Genomic DNA, 22,480 nt, shown 5'->3' on the forward strand with positions numbered 1-22,480 from the left:
CATGTTCGCCCGCATCCGCTCCGACATCCAGTGCGTCCTTGACCGTGACCCCGCTGCGCGCGGCACCTGGGAGGTGATCACCTGTTACCCAGGCCTGCACGCCGTCTGGCTGCACCGCCCGGCGCACTGGTGCTGGACGCATGGCTTCAAGTGGCTGGGGCGCTTCATCTCGCACATCGCGCGCTGGCTCACCGGCATCGAGATCCACCCCGGCGCCAAGCTCGGCGAGCGGGTGTTCTTCGATCACGCCATGGGTGTGGTGGTGGGTGAGACGGCCGAAATCGGCGACGGCTGCACGATCTACCAGGGCGTGACGCTCGGTGGCACCTCGCTCTACAAAGGCTCCAAGCGCCATCCCACCCTGGGCAAGGATGTGGTGGTGAGCGCGGGCGCCAAGGTATTGGGCGGTTTTGTCGTGGGCGACGGCGCCAAGATCGGCAGCAACGCGGTGGTGATCAAGCCCGTGCCTCCAGGCGCCACGGCGGTGGGCATTCCGGCGCGCATCATCCCGAGCAAGACCGGCGAGAGTGCCGATGTGACCGAGGCCCACCCCAAGTTCCAGGCCTACGGCATCACGCAGGAAGACGACCCGCTGTCGCAGGCCATGCGCGGCCTGATCGACAGCGCTGCCGGGCAGGAGCACCAGATCGCCTTGCTGTGGCAGGCGATTGAAACGCTCTCAAAGCAGCAGAAAGGTGACTGCGTGCCATCGGACGCGGCGCGCAGCGAGTGCTTCGAGGCGGAGAAGCTGAATCAGCTGGTGGGCAAGTGACCGCTACCGGGCAGCGACGCGGCGGTGGCCGGTGGGGTTTGCCCGTCTGTCATCACCTCCGCTGACAGCCATCCCCTCAGGCCGTTGTAGAAGGCCAGGCCGTCTGATCGAGCCAGATCCCCGAGAGTGAGCACTGCCTCCTGGAGGCGCCCCTCGGCCAGCAGCTCGGCGCGGTAGGTGCCACCCAACAAGCCGCTGGACAGCGCGGGCGTCAGCCACACACCGTCGAGTCGAAGCGCCACGTTGCCACGCGTGAACTCGGTGATTTCGCTGCGTTCGTTGATCAGCAGGTGGTCGAAGACGCCGGGGTCGGTGGGAGCCAGCGCCTCGTAGTGCGCGCGACGCGTGGTCTTGTACCGGATGAATTCCTGCAGCGCTCCGCTCGTGGGCAGGGGCGCGGGCGCCAGCGCCACGCGAACGGGTTGGGCGGTCTCGGTCATGGCGAAAGCCTGTATGTCGATCACGCCTTGGGCATCCAGGGTCAGGCGCACACGCCACAGGCCTTTCGAGTGCTCTGGGGCCAGTTCCGCGAGGCGGTCTTCCAGCGCGGAGCGGTCGCAGGCATAGCCAAAGTGCCGTGCACTGTCCTGCAGTCGCCGCAGATGGCGTTCCAGCAACCAGTACACGCCGTCTTCCAGTCGCAGGGTTTCCAGCAGCGAGAAGGGTTCGCTGACCCGGTGCAGCAGGTGGCTCTTGGTCATCAGTTCGTCCCATTCGGCCGCCGGATCGGCGCAGACGGTCAGCCCGCTGCCCACGCCGTACCGGGCCTGCCATTCGGTGGTGGTGTCTGTGCGCTGCAGGGTCAGGGTGCGGATCGGCACATTGAAGCTGGCGTGCCCACCCGGGCGGACCACGCCCAGCGCGCCGCAGTAGATGCCCCGGGGGCCCGACTCCAGGCGTTGAATCCAGCGCATCGCCTGCCGTTTAGGGGCGCCGGTGATGCTGCCGCAGGGAAAGAGGGCACGGAACACGTCGGTGAGCGTGGTGCCCGCGCGGGCCTGGGCCGAGAGGCTGGAGGTCATCTGCCAGACCGAGGGCCAGGCCTCGGCCGCCATCAATCGGTCCACCCGCACGGAGCCCGGCCGCGCGATGCGGTTCAGGTCGTTGCGCAGCAGGTCCACGATCATGACGTTTTCGGCGCGCTCCTTGGCGCTGGCCAGCAGGCGCTCGCGGGCGGCAGCGTCCAGGGCCGGGTCGGCCTCCCGGCGCGCGGTGCCTTTCATCGGGCGACAGCTCAGCCGACCACCCTGCGCGTCCGGTTGCCAGTCGAAAAACAGCTCGGGTGAGGCGCTCAGCACGTGACGCTGCCCGCCATCCAGCCACAGCAGGTAGCCCTCGGGTTGGCGTTCGCGCAGGGCACGCATCCAGGCCGACGGCTCGCCGGTGAGCGTTCCCTTCAACGCCGTGGTCAGGTTGATCTGGTAAGCCTCGCCAGCGGCCATGGCCTGCTGAGCTTGGTCCACCTGTGCCAGGTAGTGGGCACGGGACTCGGGCAGGGTCCAGTGCGCGGTCCCCCGTGTGGCTGACAAAGGGGTGGGGCTGGCCAGCGGGGCCTCGTACACACCGAACCACACCAGGGGCCAGTCGGTGTCGGGAGCGCGCGTGGGCAGTGCGGTGTCGAAGGCCGGCGCAGCCTCGTAAGACAGGCCGCCGACGCACCAGCGGCCCGCGTCCGCCTGGGCCCTAACCCGCTCCATGGCGGACAGCACCTCGGCCATCGACCACGCCTCGATCACCTCGATGGCGTCGCCAAAGCTGGCTTGAAACCGGTCGCCTGGCACCGCATGCGAGGCGGTGTCGGGGAAGTCGATGAAGGCCCGCAAACCGGGGCGCGGCGTGTCGGCGACGCTCAGTGGTGGTGCCCGTGGGCGCCGTGCGCGTGGCCGTGGGCCACCTCTTCGGTCGAAGCCGGCTGCACGTCCACGACCTTGACCGCGAAGTGCAGCGTCTGCCCGGCCAGCGGGTGGTTGCCATCCAGCAGCACCGTGTCACCCTTGATCTTCATGACCGTGAACACCTGCTGGCGCCCCTTGTCGTCCACCCCTTGCAACTGGCCACCCACCTTCACGCCGGGCGGGAACTCGCTCTTGGGGATGCTGGTGGCCAGGCTCTCGTCGCGCACGCCAAACGCGTCCTCGGGCGGCAATGCCAGCGTGGCGGCAAAGCCCTTCTCCTGACCTTCCAGGGCCTTCTCGATGCCCGGCAGCGTGTTGTTGTAGCCGCCATGCAGGTACGCACGCGGTTCCTTGCCGTCCTCCAGCAATTTGCCCTGCGCATCGGTGGCGCGGAAGGTGATTGTGACGATGGTGTCTTTGGTGATTTTCATGAGGGACTCTCGGAGTGAAATGCCTTCTTCGTGGGCACCCGTGGAACCGGCTTCGCCGGGCCACCAGGTGCGTCCCCCCACCGGGGGGAAGACGCGAAGCGGCGCAGGGGGGTTACCGTTTTGGTCTCCAGGCCTTGCAGACCGCGTCGTTCGTTTCCAGGTAAGGCCCTTCGATCAGGTCGATGCAGTAGGGAACGGCGGTGAAGATGCCGTTGACCTTCGGGCTGCCGTCGGCGTTCTTCAGGCCTTCCAGCGTTTCGGCGATGGCCTTGGGCTGGCCGGGCAGGTTGATGATCAGGCTCTGATCGCGGATCACAGCCACCTGGCGAGAGAGGATGGCGGTGGGCACGAAGGCCAGGCTGATCTGGCGCATCTGTTCGCCAAAACCGGGCATCTCCTTGTGGGCCACTGCCAGCGTGGCTTCGGGCGTCACGTCGCGCTTGGCTGGGCCGGTACCGCCGGTGGTGAGCACCAGCGCGCAGCCGGCGTCCACCAGCTCGATCAGGGTTTCGCTGATCTTTGCCTGCTCGTCGGGGATCAGTCGTGGTTCAAAGGTGATGGGGTTTTTCAGGGCGCGCGTGAGCCAGTCCTGCAGCGCGGGCAGGCCTTTGTCTACATAGACGCCGCTGCTGGCGCGGTCGCTGATGGAGACGATGCCGATGCGCACCGGCGCTGGGGCGAGGTTCTCGGTCACCGCTCAGTCCTCCAGCGGTTCTTCGGCGTTGTCTGCCGATGCGTCGTTGGGCGTGAGCGCGGTGCGCACGATCTGAAAGATCTCGCGGTAGGCCTTGCCGTGGCGCAGGGCTTCGCCCGGGCGCTCGGTCACAGCCTGCGCGTCTTTGCGCGCCTGGCGGATCAGCGCGCGCAGGTGCTGCACGTCGGCCGCCGGGTCTTGCTCCAGCCAACGGGTGAGCGCATCGTCGTCAGCCACCAGCTTGTCGCGCCATTGTTCGGCCTGGTGCAGCGCCAGCGTGGCCTGGGCCGAGGGCTTGCGCTGTTCTTCGAGCGCGGCTTCGACGGCGCTGATCACGCCGTCATCGAGCTTGCGCATGAGCTTGCCGATGAACTGCATCTGGCGGCGGCGGCCTTCGAAGTTGGTGATGCGTTTGGCATCGGCCACGGCATCGACCAGCTTCTCGGAGAGTCCATGGGTTTCGATCAGGCGCGTCATGAGGCCGGCGTTGAGCGTGAGCAGGTTTTCGCCGAGCAACTGGAGGCGGTCGCTTTCCTTTTTCAGGTCGGTCTTGCTCATGTCGACCGAACCCTTGAGCTCGCGCTTGAGCTCCAGGTCGAGTTCGCTGCCCTCGGCAATGAACTGGCCACGGACGAAGTAGCCTTTGGTGGGTTTGCGGGACATCGGGTTTCTTCAAATGGGCTTGTGCAGGGCCTGCAGCAGCCAGAGGGGGCGGCAAGTATCATAGCCGTCGACATGAAAAAAGCCCCCAACACCCCGTCCCAAGCCCCTTCCTCCACCGCCAGCCAGCCGCTCGCCGGTTTCCAGTACGCACGCAGCCAGTTCGAGGAACTGGTGGACCTTGCGCTGGGCCATGCCAAAAAGCTGGGTGCCACCGACGCGGGGGCCGAGGTGTCCGAAGGCGCCGGCCTGAGCGTGTCGGTGCGCAAAGGTGAGCTGGAAAACGTGGAGCGCAACCGCGACAAGTCGCTCGGCGTCACCGTCTACCTGGGGCAGAAACGCGGCAACGCCTCCACCTCTGATTTTTCACCCGCTGCCGTGCGCCAGACGGTGCAGGCGGCCTACGACATCGCCCGCTTCACCGCCGAAGACCCTGTGGCCGGTTTGCCCGACGTTGAAGACATCGCCGACAGCTACCCCGATCTCGACCTGTTCCACCCTTGGGCGATCGGTTCCGAAGAGGCGCTGCGCATCGCCCTCGAATGCGAGGCCGCGGCCTTCGCCACCAGCAAGAAGATCAGCAACAGCGAGGGCGCGGGCGTGTCGGCCCAGCAATCTCACTTTTTCACCGCCCACATGCGCGGCGGCGAACGCGGCCAACCCGGCATCTTCAGCGGCGGTTACGCCAGCTCGCGCCACAGCCTGTCGGTGGCGCCCATTGCCGGCAAGGGCGCGAACATGCAGCGCGACCATTGGTACAGCTCGATGCGTTCGCCCGAAGACCTCGCCAGTCCTCAGGCGGTGGGCCGCTACGCTGCCGAGCGAACGCTCGCGCGCCTGAACGGTCGCAAGATCGCCACCACCGAATGTCCGGTGCTGTTCGAGTCGCCGTTGGCCGCCGGTCTGCTGGGCGCCTACGTGCAGGCCACCAGCGGTGGTGCGCTGTACCGCAAGACGACCTTCCTGAACAACAGTCTGGGCAAGCGGGTGATGGCGAAACACCTTGACATCGTCGAAGACCCGCACGTCATCAACGGCAAGGGCAGCTCGCCGTTCGACGACGAAGGCGTGCGCACCGTCCGGCGCAAGGTGCTGAGCGCGGGCAAGGTGCTGGGCTACTTTCTCTCCACCTATTCGGCGCGCAAGCTCGGCATGCGCACCACGGGCAACGCCGGCGGTTCGCACAACCTCACACTCACCAGTCGCCTGACCCAGCCCGGTGACGACCTCAAGGCCATGTTGCAGAAGCTGGGCCGCGGCCTGTTCGTCACCGAACTGATGGGGCAGGGCGTGAACTACGTGACCGGCGACTATTCGCGTGGCGCCTCGGGCTACTGGGTGGAAAACGGCGTGATCGCCTACCCGGTGCACGAAATCACCATCGCGGGCAATCTGAAGGACATGCTCCGGGGCATCGAGGCCGTGGGTGCCGACGCCTACAACTACGGGGCCAAGACCGTGGGCTCGATTCTCATCAACAAAATGAAGGTCGCGGGGAGTTGAAAGCCCCCACGCTCCGCCGCTGCGCGGGTCGCTGCCCCCCAAGGGGGCTGGGCCGCCTTGGGAGCGGCCCGGCGGCGGCCCTGTTCCGTTGATTCGGTTCCTTGGTCATGCGTCCTGAAGCACTGGCGCTGCTGGCCGCCGCCTGCTGGGCCGTTTCCAGCCTGTTCTCTGCGCCGCCCGCCCAACGCCTGGGGGCGTTCGCCTTCAGCCGCTGGCGCATGGTGTTTGCCTCGCTGATCCTCTGGGGCCTGGCGCTGGCCAGTGGTGGCTGGCGCAGCCTGGACATGGCCACCGTCGCCCTGCTCGGGCTCTCGGGCGTGGTGGGCATCTTCATTGGTGACACGGCGCTGTTCTCCTGCATGAACCGGCTCGGGCCACGGCGTTCGGGCGTGCTCTACGCCACCCACGCGCTGTTCTCAGGCGTGCTGGCCTGGGCGCTGCTGGGTGAGGTTCTGTGGGGCTGGGCCTTGCTGGGCAGTGGCCTGTTGGTCGGCGGCGTGATGGTGGCTGTGGCCTGGGGCAAACGCGGCGACGAAACCCATGTCTGGGAGCAGACGCGCGGGCCGCTGGCGATCGGCGTGGCGCTGGGGCTGCTCTCGGCGCTGTGCCAGTCGCTGGGCACGTTGATGATCAAACCGCTGATGGGCACGGGCATCGACCCGGTGGCGGCATCGGCCACGCGCATGAGCCTGGCCCTGGCGGCGCACACGCTGCTGTTCGCATCGGGTTGGTCGGGCGCCCGGGCAAAGGCGCCGCTTCGGCGGCACGATGGGTTCCTGATCTTCATGAGCGCGGCCGTGGCCATGGCGCTCGGCATGACCCTGATCCTGATCGCGCTGCGCGACGGTCAGGCCGGCCTGGTCGCGGTCATGTCCTCGGTCACGCCGGTGCTGATCCTGCCTTTGCTGTGGCTGATCTATCGGCGCCGTCCCGGAGCGGGCGCCTGGCTGGGCGCGGTGCTGGCCGTGGTGGGCACGGCATTCATCCTGGTCTGAGTGGCCGCAACGCAGCGGCGGAGTGCGGGGGTAAACGATCCACCGCTGGGCCGCCCCAAGGTGGATCCGCCCCCTTGGGGGGCAACGACCCGCGCAGCGGCGGAGTGTGGGGGTTCTATTTCTTGCGTTGCACGAACAGGTTGCGCTTCGCGTCCTCGGGGTAGGCAAAGGTCACGGCGCCGTTGCGCACCTTGCCCATCACCAGCATGTTGGGCGTGACGGCGTCCTTGTCCTCGGCGCTGAACGGTTTTTCGTAGGTGGCCACGACGCCGTAGTAGACGCGCGGGATGTTCTCCAGCGCGGCCTTGACCGCTGGGCCGCTGAATTTGCCATCTCGGATGCCGAACAGCGCATAGGTCAGCAGGTAGGTGCTGTCGTAGGCCTGGGCCGCCGCCATCGGCACGGCGATCTTGTGTTTGTATTTGCGTGAATAGGCGCTCAGGAAAGCCGCCCGCCGCTCGTTGCTGGGCTCCGCGATGAAGGTCTGCGCCATCAGCGCGCCTTCGGCGGCCTGTTTGGCGCCCTCAATGAAGAAGGGGAAGGACAGGGGCCATGCCCCCACCTGATGCACATCCCACTTGAGCTCACGCCGGCCATTGGCAATGGCCGCGTTCTCCGGGCCCACGGTGTAGCTGAACACCACGTTGGCACCGGCGGCTTGCGCGGCTTTCAACGGCTCCTTCAGGTCTTTCACGCCGAGCGGAAAACGCGACACGTGCACGGCTTTGAGGCCTTTGGCGGCCAGCGCGGCCTCCACATCCTTCAAACCGGCCTCGCCATAGCCCGTGGTGTCGGCAAAGATTGCCACCTGGGTCCAGCCACGTTTGACCAGATCGTCCACCACGAACGGCGCCTGGATCGAGTCACGGGCCGAGGTTCGGAAGATGTAGCTCTGTGGCGCGGGAAATTTGGCGGTGAGCGGGGTACCGGTCGCGCAGGGAATGATCAGCGGCACCTGGCTGTTCTGGAACACGTCCAGCGACTGGGCCGCCACACCGGTGTTGCAGAAACCAATGGTGGCGACCACGCCCGCGCTGACCAGCTCCTGGGAGCCCTTGAGGCCCACGTCGGGCTTGCCCTGATCGTCCTTGACCACCAGTTCCAGAGGACGGCCCAGGTAGCCACCGACCGCGTTGATCTCTTCAACGGCCAGTTGCACACCGTGCAACATGGGGTTGCCAAAGTCGGAAGAGGGGCCGCTGAAGGGGCCGATGAGGCCGATCTTGACGGAGGTTGGCGCTTGGGCCGTGGCCGAGCAGGCGAGCACGGTGGTCAGCACCCCGACGGCCAGGGAGATACGGAGACGCGTTCGCTGCATGGGGCACCCCTTGAATGTGCCGCGAGTGTAGGGAGGCCCGGGCGCCCGGAGGGACGCGGTTTTCCCTGAGAAGGGCTGTTGTGGTCAGCGATCCGTCAGCCTGCGGCACCCGTCGGTCGGCTGCCGTGGCTCAGCCCGCGAGCGCAGCCTTCACGGCGGCCGAGACCTGGCCCATGTCGGCCTTGCCCGCCAGACGGGTTTTGACCGCGCCCATGACCTTGCCCATGTCGCCGGGGCCTTTTGCGCCCAGTTCGGAGACGATGGCGCTGACTTCAGCGGCCACTTCCTCGGCCGACAGGCGCGCCGGCAGGTAGGCCTGCAGCACCTTCATCTCGGCGCTTTCTTTGTCGGCCAGGTCCATGCGGTCGGCCTTGGTGAAGGCCTCGATGCTGTCCTTGCGCTGCTTGATCAGCTTGTCCACGATGGCGATCACCATGGCGTCGTCCAGCTCCACGCGCTCGTCCACTTCCTTCTGCTTCATCGCAGCGGTCAGCAGGCGGATGGTGCCCAGGCGCTCACTGTCCTTGGCGCGCATGGCGTTCTTCATGTCTTCGGTGATCTGTTCCTTGAGGCTCATGGTGTGCTTTCTGTGGTTCGGTGAACCGGGAATTCTCTCAGACCCCATCCCGTGACCCCACGCTCCGCCGTTGCGCGGGTCGCTGCCCCCGAGGGGCTGATCCGGCTTGGGGCGGCCCGGCGCCGGATCGCGGTTTACACCGCTTCCAGCGAGAGCAACTCCTCCACCGTCTGCCGGCGGCGGATCAGGCGGTGGCTGTCGCCATCCACCAGCACCTCGGCCGCGAGCGGGCGCGTGTTGTAGTTGCTGGACATGGACGCGCCGTAGGCCCCCGCGTCGTGCAGCACCAGCAGGTCGCCCACGCGGGCTTCGGGCAGCTCGCGCGTGAGCACCACGCCGCCTTCGGCCTGGGTGAACACGTCGCCCGACTCACACAGCGGGCCGGCGACCACGGTCTCCATCGTCGCACGCTGTGTGTCGTCGGCAGGGATCAGGCTCATGCCATGGAAGGCGCCATACATGGACGGGCGCATCAGGTCCGAAAAACCCGCGTCCACCAGGGTGAAGTGGTTGCCGCCCATGGCCTTGGTGGCGCGCACCTCGGTGAGCAGCACGCCGGCCTCGGCCACCAGGTAGCGGCCGGGTTCGATCTCCAGGTGCACGGCGTGGCCCAGGTGCGTGGCGATCTCGCGCCGCGCGGCGTCCCAGAGGCTGAAGTAGTGCGCGGTGTCGATGGGGGCCTCGCCCTCGCGATAGGGGATGGACAGGCCGCCACCGGCCGAGATGGCCTGCAGGTCCGCGCCGCAACCCTTAACCAGATCCACCATGGCGCTGCACACCTGCTGCAGGTGGCCGTAGTCCACGCCCGAGCCAATGTGCATGTGCAGGCCCACGAGCTGCAGACCGTGCTGTGCCACGGCGGCCAGCGCGGCCGGCAACTCGGTGTGCCAGATGCCGTGTTTGCTGTGTTCGCCGCCGGTGTTGGTCTTGTTGCTGTGGCCGTGGCCGAAACCGGGGTTGATGCGCAGCCAGACCGCGTGGCCGGGCGAGACGGCGCCCAGTTGGTGCAGCATGTGAATGGAGCCGGCGTTCACCGGCACCCGGTGCTGCACCACGGTGGCCAGGGTGGCATGGTCGAACAGGTCGGCGGTGAAGACGATGCCGGAGGCACCTTGCTCGTCGGGCGCCGCGGTGTAGCCCGCGGCCAGCGCGCGCTCGATCTCGCCGCGGGACACGGCGTCGACCACCACGTCCTGCTCGCGCATCAGGCGCAGCAGGTGGGTGTTGGAGTTGGCTTTCTGGGCGAAACGGACCGTGTCAAACACACGCAGGTCGGCAATGCGCTGGCGGATGGTGGCGGCGTCGTAGACCCAGAGCGGGGTGCCGTGCTGGCGGGCGAGGGACTGGAGGAGGGTGGGGGGGAAAGGGTTCATGGCGCCGATGATCCAGGTTCTGGTCATATTGAGCAATGCCAGATAATCCAACGAGCATTCAGTATTGATATGAAACTGACCCACCGCCAGATCGACTTCTTCCGCGCCGTGATGGGCACCGGCCACGTCACGCGCGCGGCCGAGCTGCTGCACACCTCGCAGCCCACCGTGAGCCGGGAGCTGGCGCGGCTGGAGCAGGTGCTGGGGTTTGCCTTGTTTGAGCGCATCAAGGGGCGCCTGAAACCCACCGTGCGGGCGCTGGCGCTGATGGAAGAGGTCGAGCAGTCCTACGTGGGACTGGAGCGCATCGCAGCCACGGCGGTGGCGCTACAGGCCTATGCCCAGGGACGCTTGCAGCTGGTTTGTCTGCCGGCGCTGTCGCACGCGCTGTTGCCCGACGCGGTCCGGCGTTTCGTGCAGCGCCAGCCCGAGGCGGCCGTGAGCCTGACGCCGATCGAATCGCCCCAGCTGGAAGCGGCGCTGGCCGAGCAGCGTTTCGACCTGGGCCTGAGCGAACGCCACGAGGCACCCGCGGCCTGCGGCCTGCAGACGTTGCTGGTGGCGGACGAGGTGTGTGTGCTGCCCTCGGGCCACCCGCTGGCGTTGCGCGCGCAGTTGCGGCCTGCCGACTTCGAGGGTGAGCCCTTCATCAGCTTCGCCCCGACCGACCCCTACCGGCAGCAGGTGGACGCGCTGTTCGCTGCGGCCGGTGTGCAGCGTGGCCTGCGGCTGGAAACGCCGAGCGCGGTGTCGGTGTGCGCGCTGGTGCGCCAGGGTCTGGGCCTCGGCATCGTCAACCCGCTGACGGCGCTGGAGCTGGCGGGTAGCGGGGAAGAAGGGGGTTTGGTGGTGCGCCCGCTGTCCTTCAGCATCCCGTTCCACGTGGCGCTGATCCGGCCCAGCTGGCGGGCGGCCCACCCTTTGCGCGAAGACTTCGAGGCGGCGCTGGTCGAGGCGGCTCAGTCCTTGAAGGCACGGCTGGCACAGACCGAACAGGCGTAAAAAAACCCGCTGCAGCGTCCTGAGCGGGTTTTTCGAAGGGCTCTGAAAATCAGAACAGCTTCTTGGGCAGCTGCATCGAGCGGATGCGCTTGTAGTTGCGCTTGACGGCGGCGGCCTTCTTGCGCTTGCGCTCGGCGGTGGGCTTTTCGTAGAACTCACGGGCGCGCAGGTCGGTCAGCAGGCCGAGTTTTTCGATGGTGCGCTTGAAGCGACGCAGAGCGACGTCAAAGGGCTCGTTGTCTTTTACACGGATGGTCGTCATTGAAGGAGAAATTCCAGAATGCACAGAAAGAGGATGAACGGGAAGATCGGGCCCAGGCATCGTTTCTGCAAAGTTCCCCCGCCTGTTAACTAGTATTGGCCGACGGGGGTTTGCCAGCAAAGCCTTGGATTATAGCCTTGTCGGCCCGGTTTGCCAGCCCTTGGCCGCTTTTCGAGCACGGCGATTCGCCGCCGGGCCGCCCCAAGGCGAATCAGCCCCTTCGGGGGGCAGCGACCCGCGCAGCGGCGGAGCGTGGGGGTCACAGTCCCACGCCACAAGCGTGCGCGCTGGCCCAGGCCCATTGGAAGTTGTAGCCGCCGAGCCAGCCGGTCACGTCCACCACCTCGCCGATGAAATACAGCCCGGGCTGCTTCGATTCCATGGTCTGGGACGAGAGCTCGCGCGTGTCCACGCCGCCGAGCGTGACCTCGGCCTTTTTGTAGCCTTCGCTGCCGGTGGGGGTGAGTTCCCAGCGCGAGAGGCGCTCGGCCAGCCGGGCCAGGGCCTTGTCCGAGGCCTCGCTGATGGGCCGTTGCCACTCCTTGTACTGCGCCACCCAGGCGTCGGCCAGTCGGCTCGGTACCAGCGTGGCCAGTTCGTTGGCGATCAGCTTGCGCGACGTGGCCTTGGCGCGCGCCAGCGCCGCGGGCAGGTCCACCTCGGGTGCGAGGTTGAGGCGGATCGGTGTGCCTTCGCGCCAATAGCTCGAAATCTGCAGCACCGCCGGGCCCGAGAGGCCGCGGTGGGTGAACAGCAGGTCTTCGGCGAAGCTCATTCTGTTCTTCTTGTCGCCGGTCTCGATCAGCACGGGCAGCGAAAGGCCAGACAGACCCGCATACGGGGCCCAGGCGTCGCCGTCAAAGGTCAGCGGCACCAGGCCGGGGCGGGGTTCGACGGTGCGCAGGCCGAACTGCTTCGCCATGCGGTAACCGAAATCGGTGGCGCCGATCTTGGGGATGGACAGGCCGCCCGTGGCGACCACGACCGCCCGGCTTTGCACCGTGCCACGCTCGGTATCGATCAGGTACGAACCGTCGCCGTCCACCCGCACGGCTTTCACGCCACAAGGCTGCCAGCGCTGCACGCCGCCGGCCTCGCATTCGGCCAGCAGCATCTGGATCAGGTCTTCGGCGGAGCGGTCGCAGAACAACTGGCCCTTGTGTTTTTCGTGGAAGGCAATGCCGTGCTTCTGCAGCAGGGCGATGAAGTCGGCCGGTGTGTAGCGCGAGAGCGCCGAGCGGCAGAAGTTGGGGTTCTCGCTGACGAAGTGTTTGTGCGGCTGGCGCACGTCGATGTCGCGGTTGGTGAAGTTGGCCCGGCCGCCGCCCGAGATGCGGATCTTTTCGGCCACCTTCTCGCTGTGGTCAAGCACCAGCACGCGCAGGCCGCGCTGACCCGCGACGCAGGCACAGAAAAGACCGGCCGCACCCGCGCCGATGACGATGGCGTCGAAATTTTGCATGGCGCGGAGTGTAGGCGCAGGGACCGGTGAGCGATCCGACTCGAACGAGGTGACCAAGCCCAGGGGTACCGCGGAACCAGCTTCGCCGGGCCGCAGGTGCCGCCCCCTTGAGGGGGACGTGCGAAGCACGGCGGGGGTGTCTCCTTATCTTCTGCTGCGTTCCGCCAGCACCGCCGCCTTGCGCGTGAGCCGGTCGATTTCGCCGGTGATGTCCGACAGCACGTTGGCCACCACGGCGAATTCGCGGCCATGTTGCCCGGCCCTCGCGGCCATGACTTGTGCGTTGAAGCTCACCACCTTGGCTTCCTTGGCCACGCTCTGGATGTCGTCCACGATGCCCACCAGTTCTTTCATCAGGGCGTCCGAATGGGCTTTGGCGACTTCATCGAACGCAGTGGTTGCGGTGTTGAGGGCTTCGAGGATGCGATCGGTGTGACCGACCAGCTCGGCCGTGGTGGCCGAGACGCGCGGGCTGTGCGCCTCGATCTGGTCGAGCGCGTTGCGCATGAGCTGCATGAAAGCCTGCACGACCGGGCCGACCCCACGCGGGCCCTGGTAGGTTTCGGTGATCTTGCGGGCGCTGGTGGGTTCGAGCTGTTCGATGGTGGCCAGCAGGTGCTGCTGACTTTCGGTGAACATGCGCAGGCTGCGTTGGGCGGCGCGTTGCCATTCGGCGTCACCGCTGGCGGCCAGCACGGTCTGCAGGATCATGCGCTGCGAGAGCATGCGCTGGCGTGCGGCGAGGTTGACCAGCGACAGGCCTGCGATGTGGTCCGGCGTGTCCTGGCGCGATGGGGCGGGGCTTCGGTTGCCGAGGGGTGTCATGGCCAACACCAAGCAATCACCGGGCCAACGTTGAGCACTTCGGCGGAACGCTGCGCACCAGCGTGGCGCACGGCTTCGCGCCTTGTTCGACGCTTGAATGCAAAGCCGTATCAGGCGGCGCGGCGTGCTGCGCCGATGGCAGGTAGACACGCGGCGGCCGCGCCGCGCACGACATCACCCACCACGATCACCGACGGGCTGCCCAGGCCTTCGCGGGCCAGCGTGGCCGTGAGGTCGCCGAGGGTGCTCAGGGCGTGGCGCTGCTGCGGCAGGCTGGCGTGCTGGATGATGGCCAGCGGCGTGCTGGAGGGCAGGCCGGTCAGCAGGTCGGCCTGGATCTGCGCGGCGCTGGACACGCCCATGTAAATCACCAGCGTGAGCTTGGCGTCACGCGCGGTGGCGGCCAGGGCCTGCCAGTCGGTGCCGGCGTCACCGGGTTTGGCGTGGCCGGTGATGAACACCACGCCGTGCGCGTGTTCGCGGTGGGTGAGCGGTGTGCCCAGCGAGGTGAGCCCGGCCAGGCCGGCGGTGATGCCGTTGAGCACCTGCACCTCGATGCCCTGCTCGCGCAGGTGCTCCACCTCTTCGCCGCCGCGACCAAAGATGAACGGGTCGCCGCCCTTCAAGCGCACGACCACCTCGCCCTCGCGAGCGGCCATGACCATGAGCTTTTCGATGAAGGCCTGCGGCGTGCTCTTGCAGCCGCCGCGTTTGCCCACGTGCACGATGCGCGCGCTGGCCTGCGCATGCACCAGCACCGCGTCGCTCACCAGGTCGTCCACCAGCAGCAGGGTGGCCGCAGCGATGGCCCTGGCGGCCTTGATGGTGAGCAGCTCCGGGTCGCCTGGCCCGGCGCCCACGAGGGTGACGGTGCCGGGATTGAACTGGGTTTGTGAGGTGATGACGGTGGCGGGTGCGTTCATGTGGGGCTGACCGCGAGGACGCGGTTTGTCTCTGTGGTGGGCTGACGTTGCAACTCTTGCAGGATGTGTGCCACCTGCAGCGCGATCGGCGTGGGCACGGGCTTGCGACCGTGGAGCACGTCACGGATGTAGGCGGCGGTGCTGGCCGCGTCCACTTCGCGGGGCAGCTCGGGCAGGCTGGCGAGCGAGCCCGCTTGCGCGGCTTGCAGCAGGTGGCGCTCGCCGTCGCGGAAGGCGTCCATCTGCGGCGTGCGGCGCGCGTCGGCCACGGGCTCGCCTTCGGTGCCGCGCAGCAGCAGCGCGTGCGCGCCGGTCAGGGCAAAGGTCTGCGCCATCGACACCGCGTATTCAGGGTGGGTGTAGCTGCCCACGATCAGCGCCGGGCCGTTGCAGGGGTTCATGAGCTTGACCAGGCTGTGTGCCGGGTTGCGCAAGCCGACGGCGCGGCGCACGTCGAGCAGGCGCTTGAGGCCGGGGCTCAGCACCTCGGTGGGCAGGTAGGCGCAGTCGCCGGCGGCCAGGGCTTCAACCCGGGTGGCGGCGGGGTGGCCCAGCGCGGCGAACACCGCTTCGCTGGTGACGCGTTTGTCTTCGGTGGCGGTGCCGTGCACCAGCACCGCCGCACCCTCGCGCGCCAGCAGCAGGGCCAGTAGCGGGGTGAGCACCGGCAGCTTGCGCGCGCCGTTGTAGCTGGGCAGCACCACGGTGGTAAGGCCGCTGTTGGGCACGCACTTGAGGCGGGCGTGTGTCGCGTCCAGGAAGCCCGCCATCTCTTCGGGCGTTTCGCCCTTGATGCGCATGGCCAGGCAGAAGCCGCCGATTTCCAGGTCGGTCACGCTGCCGTCGAGCACCTGGCCCAGCAGGTCCGAAGCCTGGGCGCGCGACAGCGAACGGGCGCCGTCTTTGCCGCGCCCGATCTCTTTGATGTAGTGGCTGATGCTCATGGGCGCGATTGTCCGGCAAGACACATGACTTCGGGTGATATGGCCACTGCGCCTCAGGCGATCTGCAGCGGATGCCCGATGGCCGGGTGGGCGCGCACCAGGCGCCGCAGTTCGGGGATGCAGGAACCGCAGTTCGTGCCGCATTTCAGGCCGGCTTGCAGTGCGGCCAGGCGCTGGTCGTCGCTGCCGTGGTTGGACTTCAACTGCGCGCCGATGTCGTCTTCGCTCACGTTGAAACAGGTGCACACCTGCTTGCCCTTGGCCACCACCGCCACCGGCGCCTTGGCGCCGGGCATCAGCAGCAAGCGGCCGTAGGCTTCGGCCGGCAGCTCGTCTTGCAGCAGCGGCTTGATCCAGGCCTCGGCGCGCACGTCGCCCGCGAGCACGAAGCCTTCAAGCCGGGTGGCGCCTTCGGTGCGCAGCAGGCGCGCGGTGCGGCGCTGGCCCAGGCGTTTGTCCACATAACGCAGTGCGTCGGTGCCGCCCAGACCGAGCAGCGCCTCGATGCGCTCGACCGTGGCCACATCGGGTGCTTCGTGCGCCGCAGCGCGGAACAGCACGCCGGTGCGCTCGCGACCAAAGGGCACGCAGGAAGCGAACTCGAACGAGGGCATGAGCGCACGCAGCTCGGCCTGCGCGGCCAGCGCGCGGTCGGCCGGCAGCCAGGCCACGGCCAGCAGGTTCCAAGGCAGCTCGGCCTTGAGGATCTTGACCGCCGCGTGCTTGAGCTCGGGCTGTTTGGAGGTGGGGCAGTAGGCCGAGGTGGTGAGCGCGTTCACGCCCGCCAGCGGCTCGCCCATGCTGCTGCGACCACTCAGGTATTCCGCGCCCCAGTGCATGGCGATGAAGGCCTGCGACAGGCCGATTTCTTTGCTGGCCTGCACCGGCAGCACGATGGAGCCTCGCTTGCTGGTCACATGCACCAGGTCGCCTTCGGTGAGGCCGCGGCGCTCCATGTCTTGTGGGTGCATCTGCACCGCGGGCTCGGCCACGTGGCCGAACAGGCGGCCGAGCGTGCCGGTGCGTGTCATGCCGTGCCACTGGTCGCGCAGGCGGCCGGTGGTGAGCGAGAACGGGTAGCGCGATTCGCGCGGCTCGGCCAGCGGGCGAAAGGGCATGGCCGCAAAGCGTGCCTTGCCGTCGGTGGTGGGGAACACGCCGTCGGCGTAGAGCCGCACCTTGCCTTGTGTCTCGCCTTCGCGCAGCGGCCATTGTTGCGGGCCTTGCGCGTCCAGCATCTCGTAGGAGAGACCGGTGATGTCGAGGTCGCGGCCACGGGTGGACTCGCGGTGTTCGAGCCAGATGGACTCGGCGTCGGGGTAGGGGAACAGCGTGGGCTGGCCGGGGCGCAGCGTGGCTTCGAGCCGCTGCGCGAAGTCCACCACGGTGCGCCAGTCGTGCCGGGCTTCACCGGGCGCGGGGATGGCGGCGCGCACGCGGCTGATGCGGCGCTCGCTGTTGGTGACGGTGCCTTCCTTTTCGCCCCAGGTGGTGGCGGGCAGTAGCAGGTCGGCCCAGTCGCAGGTGGCGGCGGTCGCGTAGGCCTCCTGCACCACCACGAACTCGGCGCGTTCCAGCGCGCGGCGCACGGTGGCCTGGTCGGGCATGGACTGCGCCGGGTTGGTGCAGGCGATCCACAGCGCCTTGATCTCGCCGTCGGCCGCGGCCTCGAACATCTCCACCGCCGTCTTGCCGGGTTTCGAGGGCACGTCGGCCACGCCCCAGAGCGCGGCCACTTCGGCGCGGTGCGTGGGGTTGGCCATGTCGCGGTGCGCGCTCAGCAGGTTGGCCAGGCCACCCACTTCGCGCCCGCCCATGGCGTTGGGCTGGCCGGTCAGGCTGAACGGGCCCGCGCCGGGTTTGCCGATCTGGCCGGTGGCCAGGTGCAGGTTGATGAGCGTGGCGTTTTTCGCGGTGCCGCTGCTGCTCTGGTTCAGGCCCTGGCAGTAGAGGCTGAGCGTGGCGGGCGAGGTGGCGAACCACTTTGCGGCGGTGAACAGGTCGGCCTTGGGCACACCACACACCTGCGCCACCTGCTCGGGCGTGCACTCGCGCACCAGCGCCTTGAGTTCGTCGAAGCCGGTGGTGTGGGCGGCGATGTAGTCGGCCTTGATCCAGCCTTCCCACAACATGATGTGCAACAGGCCGTGGAACAGCATCACGTCGCTGCCGGGCTGAATGGGCAGGAACAGGTCGGCCAATTCGGCGGTGTCGGTGCGGCGCGGGTCGGCCACGATCACCTTCATGCCCGGGTTCTGCTTGCGCGCTTCCTCGATGCGGCGGAACAGCACCGGGTGGGCGTAGGCCGCGTTGCTGCCGACGATGAACAGGCACTGCGTGTGGTTCACATCGTCGTAGCACGCGGGCGGCGCGTCGGCGCCCAGCGTGGCCTTGTAGCCCGCCACCGCGCTGCTCATGCACAGGCGCGAGTTGGTGTCGACGTTGTTGGTGCCGATCAGGCCTTTGGCCAGCTTGTTGAAGACGTAGTAGTCCTCGGTCAGCAGCTGGCCGCTGATGTAGAAGCCCACGGCGCCGGGGCCGTGTGTGGTGATGGTTTGGGCGAAGCGGTCGGTGGCCAGCTCCAGCGCCGCGTCCCAACCCAGCGGTGTGGGCGCGGCTTTCCGCGTCAGGCGCTGCAGCGGCTGCAACAAGCGGGTCTGGCGCGTCAGCTCCGGCGTGGCCGTGAGGTGCAGTGTCGTGCCCTTGGTGCAGAGCTTGCCGAAGTTGGCCGGGTGGTCCGGGTCACCGCGCACGCCGGTGATCTGCTGGCCCTCGGTTTCGATGAGCACGCCGCAGCCGACGCCGCAGTAGGGGCATGTTGATCGGGTGACAGAGGGTTCCATGGTGGTTCTCAGGCGCAGGTGGTGCGACGGGCCGGACCGGCGATGGGGCGGGTTTGATCGGTGGCCTGGGTGGCCAGTTCGTTCGCGTCCAGGAACACCTGCCCGTCCTCCACCTTCACGGTGAATTTCGGCGTGCAGCCTTCGTCGGGCGCGGCGGCCTGGCCGGTGCACAGGCCAATCGTCCAGTTGTGCAGCGGGCAGGCCACACTGGTGCCGAACACGATGCCTTGCGACAGCGGGCCGCCTTTGTGCGGGCAGCGGTCGAGCAGGGCAAACACCTCGTCTTTGTCGTTGCGGAACACGGCGACATCGAGGCCCTGGTCGCGCGCCACGCGGCGTGAACCGAGCACGGGGATGTCTTCAACGCGGCAGATGGCTTTCCATGGGTTCATGTCAGGGTCCTCAGGTTTTGATGGCGGCGAACAGACCGGTCACCCGGTCCATCACGCTCAGCAGGTTTTCACTCGTCACGAACACGTCGGACAAAGGTTTGGGGGACGCTCCAGCGCTCTGCATGCGCTGCAGGGCCTGGTCGAAGAAGAACCACTGGCCGTCGGCCAGCTTCAGTTCGTCGCGGATGCGGTCGGTTGCCTCGGGGGCGTTGCGCAGCAGGTCCATGGCACTCAAGAACTCGGTGCGGGCCTTGCCGATCTCGGTGGCCGCGGTCGATGCATCGACCGGCAGCGTGGCGGCGAAGTAGAACTTGGCCATGCGCTGCGAGAGCATGCGCTGGCGGCCGGCCAAGTTGACCAGCTTGCCCACCGGGCGGCCCGAGGCGGCTTCGTATTGCACCGTGCCCTGGTGCGCCAGCGCCAGCACGCGGGCATCGGCCTGCAGCACGGCGGCCGCGCCTGGCTTGCCCGGCGCCACGCCCACGAGCGCGGTCTTGTAGTCGCTCCATGCGCCTTCGAGCTTCACGTAGGTGTCGCGGATGTCGTTCGATGGTGCGTAGGCCTTGAGCTCCACGAGCTGGCGGTCGAACAGGGCCATCGACTTGTCGAGCACCACCTGTGCGGTGGCGCTTTCGGTCTTGTGCACCAGCGCCAGCCAGGCCTTGCCCATGCGCTGGCTCAGCATGCGCTGGCGGCCTGCCTTGTTGATGGCATCCCCCAGGTCATTGACCTGGGCATGCACACTCAGCAGGGGTAGACCCACTGCGGCAACGATCAGCGTACGACGGTTCAACAGATTGGTTTTCATGATGCAGCTTTCAAAAAAAGACGCCAGTGTCCTGAATAGCGCCATTCTCAAAAATGCAGTAGTTGAAGAATTTCATGGATTGCCGTAGTCAGTGCTCACAGATTGATGTACATCAATCTCTGCTCAGGCGTTCACTGCCGCAAACTGGCGGGTATCGACTTGGGCTTCCTTGAAGTCGAACCACGGGTCGGGCTCACCGTCGAGCGCGAACTGCAGGCGCTCCCACAGCGCCTTGCGGCCGGCGGCGTCGTCGAGGATGCGCTTCTTCACGTAGTCCAGGCCCACGCGGTTGATGTAGTGCACCGTGCGTTCGAGGTACCAGCCTTCGGTGCGGTACAGCTCCATGAAGGCGCCGGTGTACTCCATCACCTCTTCGGCCGTTTTGAGCTTCACGAAGAAGTGCGCCACCTCGGTCTTGATGCCACCGTTGCCGGCCACGTACATCTCCCAGCCCGAGTCCACGCCGATGATGCCCACGTCCTTGATGCCGGCCTCGGCGCAGTTGCGCGGGCAACCGCTCACGGCGAACTTCACCTTGTGCGGCGCGTACATGCGCCACATGGCTTTCTCCAGGTCCTTGCCCATCTGGGTGCTGTCCTGCGTGCCCATGCGGCACCACTCGCTGCCCACGCAGGTCTTCACCGTGCGCAGGGCCTTGGCGTAGGCGTGGCCCGAGGGCATGCCGATGTCTTTCCAGACGTTGACCAGGTCTTCCTTCTTCACGCCCAGCAGATCGATGCGCTGGCCGCCGGTGACCTTGACGGTGGGGATCTTGTACTTGTCGACCGCATCGGCGATGCGGCGCAGTTCGTCGGCCGTGGTCTCGCCGCCCCACATGCGCGGGATGACCGAGTACGTGCCGTCTTTCTGGATGTTGGCGTGCGAGCGCTCGTTGATGTAGCGGCTCTGGGGGTCGTCCTTGGCTTCCTTGGGCCAGGTGCTGATCAGGTAGTAGTTGATGGCCGGGCGGCAGCTCGCGCAGCCGTTGGGCGTCTTCCAGCCCAGGTGCGAGAACACTTGCGCCGTGGTCAGCAGCTTGCCGCCGTCGGCCAGCGGCGTGCGGATCGCTTCGCGCACGGCCTCGTGGCCGTGGTCGGTGCAGCCGCACATGGCCTTGAGCTTGGGCGTGGCCGAGTAGTCGCCGCCGGCGGTGAACATCAAAATCTGCTCGACCAGGCCCGTGCACGAGCCACAGGACGCGCTGGCCTTGGTGTGCTTCTTCACCTCGTCCAGCGTGAACAGGCCCTTGTCGCGGATCGCCTTGCAGATGGTGCCCTTGGTCACGCCGTTGCAGCCGCAGACCTCGTCGCTGTCTTTCATGGCGGCGGCCTTGTTCTGGCCCTGGTGGCCCACGTCGCCGATGTTGCTCTCGCCAAACATCAGCTTGTCGCGGATGTCGGCCACGCTGCGGCCGTCGCGCAGCAGCTTGAAGTACCAGCTGCCGTCCACGGTGTCGCCGTAGAGGCAGGCGCCGATCAGCTTGTCGCCCTGGATCACCAGCTTCTTGTAGACACCGCCCGAGGGGTCGCTCATCACGATCTCTTCGGTGTCGTCGCCGCCGGTGAAATTGCCGGCGCTGAACAGGTCGATGCCCGTGACCTTGAGCTTGGTGGAGGTGAGCGAGCCGGTGTAGCGGCCGATGCCGAACTCGGCCAGGTGCGTGGCCAGCACCTTGCCCTGCTCAAACAGCGGGGCCACCAGACCGTAGGCGATGCCGCGGTGCGCCGCGCATTCGCCCACCGCGTAGATGCGCGCGTCGGTCATGGTCTGCATGGTGTCGCTCACCACGATGCCCTTGTTCACATGCAGGCGCATGCTCTCGGCCAGCGCCGTGTTGGGGCGGATGCCCACGGCCATCACCAGCAGGTCGGCCGGCAGCTCGGTGCCGTCCTTGAAGCGGATGGCCTTCACGCGGCCACCCTTGCCATCGTCTTTGTCGCCCACCAGCTCCTGCGTCTGCGCGCCGATCAGGAACTTCATGCCGCGCTCTTCCAGCGAGGCTTGCAGCATCTTGCCGGCCACGTCGTCGAGCTGGCGCTCCATCAGCCAGGGCGCCACGTGCACCACGCTCACCGTCATGCCGCGCTTCATCAGGCCGTTGGCCGCTTCCAGGCCCAGCAGGCCGCCGCCGATGACCACCGCGTGTTTGTAGGTCTTGGCGGCGTCGATCATGGCCTGCGTGTCGGCAATGTCGCGGTAGGCCAGCACGCCCTCCAGGTCTTTGCCGGGAATGGGCAGGATGAAGGGGTTGGAGCCCGTGGCCATGATCAGGCGGTCGTACTCGGCCGACACCCTTTCGCCGTTCGGGCCCACCGCATGCACCACGCGTTTGATGCGGTCCACCTCGGTCACCTTGTAGCCGGCGTGCAGGGTGATGCCGTGGTCGGTGTACCAGCTCCAGTCGTTCAGCACGATCTCTTCCAGCGTCTGCTCACCCGCGAGCACCGGCGAGAGCAGGATGCGGTTGTAGTTGGGGTGCGGCTCCGCGCCAAAGACGGTGATGTCGTAGAACTCCGGCGCGATCTTCAGCAGCTCTTCGAGCGTGCGAACACCGGCCATGCCGTTGCCCACCATCACCAATTTAGATTTTTTCATCGCGGCTACTCCAGTTGCGGTTCGCTAGGGTTGGGTGCGTGCCGGTGGCGTGCGCGATCCCGCGCAGGCAACATGGCACCAAGAAAGGTCTGAGGAAAAGGGTTTCAATGGCCGGCGGCCAAGGCCAGGCTTGCCAAGTTGCAAGTCCGGTATCACGCTGCACACGTCGTTGTATGCAGAGCCCACGACGCTGCGGTCGGGGTCGA

At 67.2% G+C, this 22,480-nt stretch carries 20 protein-coding genes; 4 read left to right on the forward strand and 16 right to left on the reverse strand.

Annotation, left to right across the window (positions count from 1 at the left end):
* The first annotated feature begins 1 nt into the window (after position 1).
* Positions 2–772, forward strand: coding sequence for a serine O-acetyltransferase (cysE, locus tag B0E41_RS07665; RefSeq protein WP_077330492.1), 771 nt, complete (start codon positions 2–4; stop codon positions 770–772).
* Here the strand turns inward: cysE and B0E41_RS07670 are convergent.
* The 4 genes from B0E41_RS07670 to yjgA all read right to left on the reverse strand — a co-directional run bounded on the left by B0E41_RS07670 (position 754) and on the right by yjgA (position 4,455).
* Positions 754–2,595, reverse strand: a complete 1,842-nt coding sequence (locus B0E41_RS07670; RefSeq protein WP_077330493.1) for a chorismate-binding protein — start codon at positions 2,593–2,595, stop codon at positions 754–756. The genes cysE and B0E41_RS07670 overlap by 19 nt on opposite strands.
* 26 nt (positions 2,596–2,621) lie before the next feature.
* Complete coding sequence (locus tag B0E41_RS07675) at positions 2,622–3,098, reverse strand: peptidylprolyl isomerase (protein WP_077330494.1); 477 nt, start codon at positions 3,096–3,098, stop codon at positions 2,622–2,624.
* Positions 3,099–3,210: 112 nt separating this feature from the next.
* Positions 3,211–3,792: a molybdopterin adenylyltransferase gene (gene mog, locus B0E41_RS07680; RefSeq protein WP_077330495.1), complete on the reverse strand. Its 582-nt coding sequence runs from the start codon at positions 3,790–3,792 to the stop codon at positions 3,211–3,213.
* A 3-nt stretch (positions 3,793–3,795) separates the two neighbouring features.
* Positions 3,796–4,455 (reverse strand): ribosome biogenesis factor YjgA, encoded by a 660-nt coding sequence (yjgA, locus tag B0E41_RS07685; protein ID WP_077330496.1) that lies wholly within the window; start codon positions 4,453–4,455, stop codon positions 3,796–3,798.
* Positions 4,456–4,527: 72 nt separating this feature from the next.
* On the opposite strand from yjgA, the gene pmbA reads away from it, so the two are divergent.
* The gene (gene pmbA, locus B0E41_RS07690; protein ID WP_077330497.1) at positions 4,528–5,955 is read left to right on the forward strand and encodes a metalloprotease PmbA; all 1,428 of its coding nucleotides are present in this window, start codon (positions 4,528–4,530) and stop codon (positions 5,953–5,955) included.
* Between the two features lie 107 nt (positions 5,956–6,062).
* Complete coding sequence (locus B0E41_RS07695) at positions 6,063–6,950, forward strand: DMT family transporter (protein ID WP_077330498.1); 888 nt, start codon at positions 6,063–6,065, stop codon at positions 6,948–6,950.
* A 115-nt stretch (positions 6,951–7,065) separates the two neighbouring features.
* Here B0E41_RS07695 and B0E41_RS07700 read toward each other — a convergent pair whose 3' ends face one another.
* The 3 genes from B0E41_RS07700 to lysA form a co-directional block, all read right to left on the reverse strand.
* On the reverse strand, positions 7,066–8,268 hold the full coding sequence (locus tag B0E41_RS07700; RefSeq protein WP_077330499.1) for an ABC transporter substrate-binding protein: 1,203 nt from the start codon (positions 8,266–8,268) through the stop codon (positions 7,066–7,068).
* 130 nt (positions 8,269–8,398) lie between these two features.
* Entirely contained in the window at positions 8,399–8,845 is a 447-nt protein-coding gene (locus B0E41_RS07705; RefSeq protein WP_077330500.1) for a GatB/YqeY domain-containing protein, read from the reverse strand.
* 134 nt (positions 8,846–8,979) lie between these two features.
* Positions 8,980–10,218 carry a diaminopimelate decarboxylase gene (gene lysA / locus B0E41_RS07710; protein WP_077330525.1) on the reverse strand — a complete coding sequence of 413 codons (1,239 nt, stop codon included), beginning with the start codon at positions 10,216–10,218 and terminating at the stop codon, positions 8,980–8,982.
* A gap of 69 nt (positions 10,219–10,287) precedes the next feature.
* Between lysA and B0E41_RS07715 the strand changes: the two genes are divergently transcribed.
* Positions 10,288–11,220, forward strand: a complete 933-nt coding sequence (locus tag B0E41_RS07715; RefSeq protein WP_077330501.1) for a LysR family transcriptional regulator — start codon at positions 10,288–10,290, stop codon at positions 11,218–11,220.
* Positions 11,221–11,269: 49 nt separating this feature from the next.
* On the opposite strand, the gene rpsU is transcribed toward B0E41_RS07715, so the two are convergent.
* The 9 genes from rpsU to nirB form a co-directional block, all read right to left on the reverse strand.
* On the reverse strand, positions 11,270–11,482 hold the full coding sequence (gene rpsU / locus B0E41_RS07720) for a 30S ribosomal protein S21 (protein ID WP_077330502.1): 213 nt from the start codon (positions 11,480–11,482) through the stop codon (positions 11,270–11,272).
* Positions 11,483–11,741: 259 nt separating this feature from the next.
* Positions 11,742–12,944 carry an NAD(P)/FAD-dependent oxidoreductase gene (locus tag B0E41_RS07725; RefSeq protein ID WP_077330503.1) on the reverse strand — a complete coding sequence of 401 codons (1,203 nt, stop codon included), beginning with the start codon at positions 12,942–12,944 and terminating at the stop codon, positions 11,742–11,744.
* A 144-nt stretch (positions 12,945–13,088) separates the two neighbouring features.
* Positions 13,089–13,769, reverse strand: a complete 681-nt coding sequence (locus B0E41_RS07730) for a methyl-accepting chemotaxis protein (protein ID WP_077330526.1) — start codon at positions 13,767–13,769, stop codon at positions 13,089–13,091.
* A 110-nt stretch (positions 13,770–13,879) separates the two neighbouring features.
* Positions 13,880–14,692 carry a uroporphyrinogen-III C-methyltransferase gene (cobA, locus tag B0E41_RS07735; protein ID WP_077330504.1) on the reverse strand — a complete coding sequence of 271 codons (813 nt, stop codon included), beginning with the start codon at positions 14,690–14,692 and terminating at the stop codon, positions 13,880–13,882.
* A complete protein-coding gene (gene ybiB, locus B0E41_RS07740; protein WP_077330505.1) occupies positions 14,689–15,636 on the reverse strand; it encodes a DNA-binding protein YbiB in 948 nt (315 codons plus the stop codon). The genes cobA and ybiB overlap by 4 nt, the downstream gene beginning before the upstream one ends.
* Before the next feature lie 53 nt (positions 15,637–15,689).
* Entirely contained in the window at positions 15,690–18,479 is a 2,790-nt protein-coding gene (locus B0E41_RS07745; protein ID WP_077330506.1) for a nitrate reductase, read from the reverse strand.
* 8 nt (positions 18,480–18,487) lie between these two features.
* On the reverse strand, positions 18,488–18,871 hold the full coding sequence (gene nirD, locus B0E41_RS07750) for a nitrite reductase small subunit NirD (RefSeq protein ID WP_077330507.1): 384 nt from the start codon (positions 18,869–18,871) through the stop codon (positions 18,488–18,490).
* A 10-nt stretch (positions 18,872–18,881) separates the two neighbouring features.
* Positions 18,882–19,679, reverse strand: coding sequence for a type IV pili methyl-accepting chemotaxis transducer N-terminal domain-containing protein (locus tag B0E41_RS07755; RefSeq protein WP_143433719.1), 798 nt, complete (start codon positions 19,677–19,679; stop codon positions 18,882–18,884).
* A gap of 123 nt (positions 19,680–19,802) precedes the next feature.
* The gene (nirB, locus tag B0E41_RS07760) at positions 19,803–22,274 is read right to left on the reverse strand and encodes a nitrite reductase large subunit NirB (protein WP_077330508.1); all 2,472 of its coding nucleotides are present in this window, start codon (positions 22,272–22,274) and stop codon (positions 19,803–19,805) included.
* Positions 22,275–22,480: the final 206 nt, after the last annotated feature.

The organism is Hydrogenophaga sp. A37 (genome assembly GCF_002001205.1).
Taxonomy (GTDB): Bacteria; Pseudomonadota; Gammaproteobacteria; order Burkholderiales; family Burkholderiaceae_C; genus Hydrogenophaga.

Excerpts from the sequence above, each read along its gene's own strand:
- B0E41_RS07725 (WP_077330503.1), bottom strand. The coding sequence starts at position 12,944 with ATGCAAAATTTCGACGCCATCGTCATCGGCGCGGGTGCGGCCGGTCTT.
- lysA (WP_077330525.1), bottom strand. The coding sequence starts at position 10,218 with ATGAACCCTTTCCCCCCCACCCTCCTCCAGTCCCTCGCCCGCCAGCAC.
- B0E41_RS07700 (WP_077330499.1), bottom strand. The coding sequence starts at position 8,268 with ATGCAGCGAACGCGTCTCCGTATCTCCCTGGCCGTCGGGGTGCTGACC.
- B0E41_RS07755 (WP_143433719.1), bottom strand. The coding sequence starts at position 19,679 with ATGAAAACCAATCTGTTGAACCGTCGTACGCTGATCGTTGCCGCAGTG.
- nirB (WP_077330508.1), bottom strand. The coding sequence starts at position 22,274 with ATGAAAAAATCTAAATTGGTGATGGTGGGCAACGGCATGGCCGGTGTT.
- B0E41_RS07715 (WP_077330501.1), top strand. The coding sequence starts at position 10,288 with ATGAAACTGACCCACCGCCAGATCGACTTCTTCCGCGCCGTGATGGGC.
- B0E41_RS07695 (WP_077330498.1), top strand. The coding sequence starts at position 6,063 with ATGCGTCCTGAAGCACTGGCGCTGCTGGCCGCCGCCTGCTGGGCCGTT.
- cobA (WP_077330504.1), bottom strand. The coding sequence starts at position 14,692 with ATGAACGCACCCGCCACCGTCATCACCTCACAAACCCAGTTCAATCCC.
- yjgA (WP_077330496.1), bottom strand. The coding sequence starts at position 4,455 with ATGTCCCGCAAACCCACCAAAGGCTACTTCGTCCGTGGCCAGTTCATT.
- ybiB (WP_077330505.1), bottom strand. The coding sequence starts at position 15,636 with ATGAGCATCAGCCACTACATCAAAGAGATCGGGCGCGGCAAAGACGGC.
- cysE (WP_077330492.1), top strand. The coding sequence starts at position 2 with ATGTTCGCCCGCATCCGCTCCGACATCCAGTGCGTCCTTGACCGTGAC.
- B0E41_RS07705 (WP_077330500.1), bottom strand. The coding sequence starts at position 8,845 with ATGAGCCTCAAGGAACAGATCACCGAAGACATGAAGAACGCCATGCGC.
- nirD (WP_077330507.1), bottom strand. The coding sequence starts at position 18,871 with ATGAACCCATGGAAAGCCATCTGCCGCGTTGAAGACATCCCCGTGCTC.
- B0E41_RS07745 (WP_077330506.1), bottom strand. The coding sequence starts at position 18,479 with ATGGAACCCTCTGTCACCCGATCAACATGCCCCTACTGCGGCGTCGGC.
- B0E41_RS07675 (WP_077330494.1), bottom strand. The coding sequence starts at position 3,098 with ATGAAAATCACCAAAGACACCATCGTCACAATCACCTTCCGCGCCACC.
- pmbA (WP_077330497.1), top strand. The coding sequence starts at position 4,528 with ATGAAAAAAGCCCCCAACACCCCGTCCCAAGCCCCTTCCTCCACCGCC.
- rpsU (WP_077330502.1), bottom strand. The coding sequence starts at position 11,482 with ATGACGACCATCCGTGTAAAAGACAACGAGCCCTTTGACGTCGCTCTG.
- B0E41_RS07730 (WP_077330526.1), bottom strand. The coding sequence starts at position 13,769 with ATGACACCCCTCGGCAACCGAAGCCCCGCCCCATCGCGCCAGGACACG.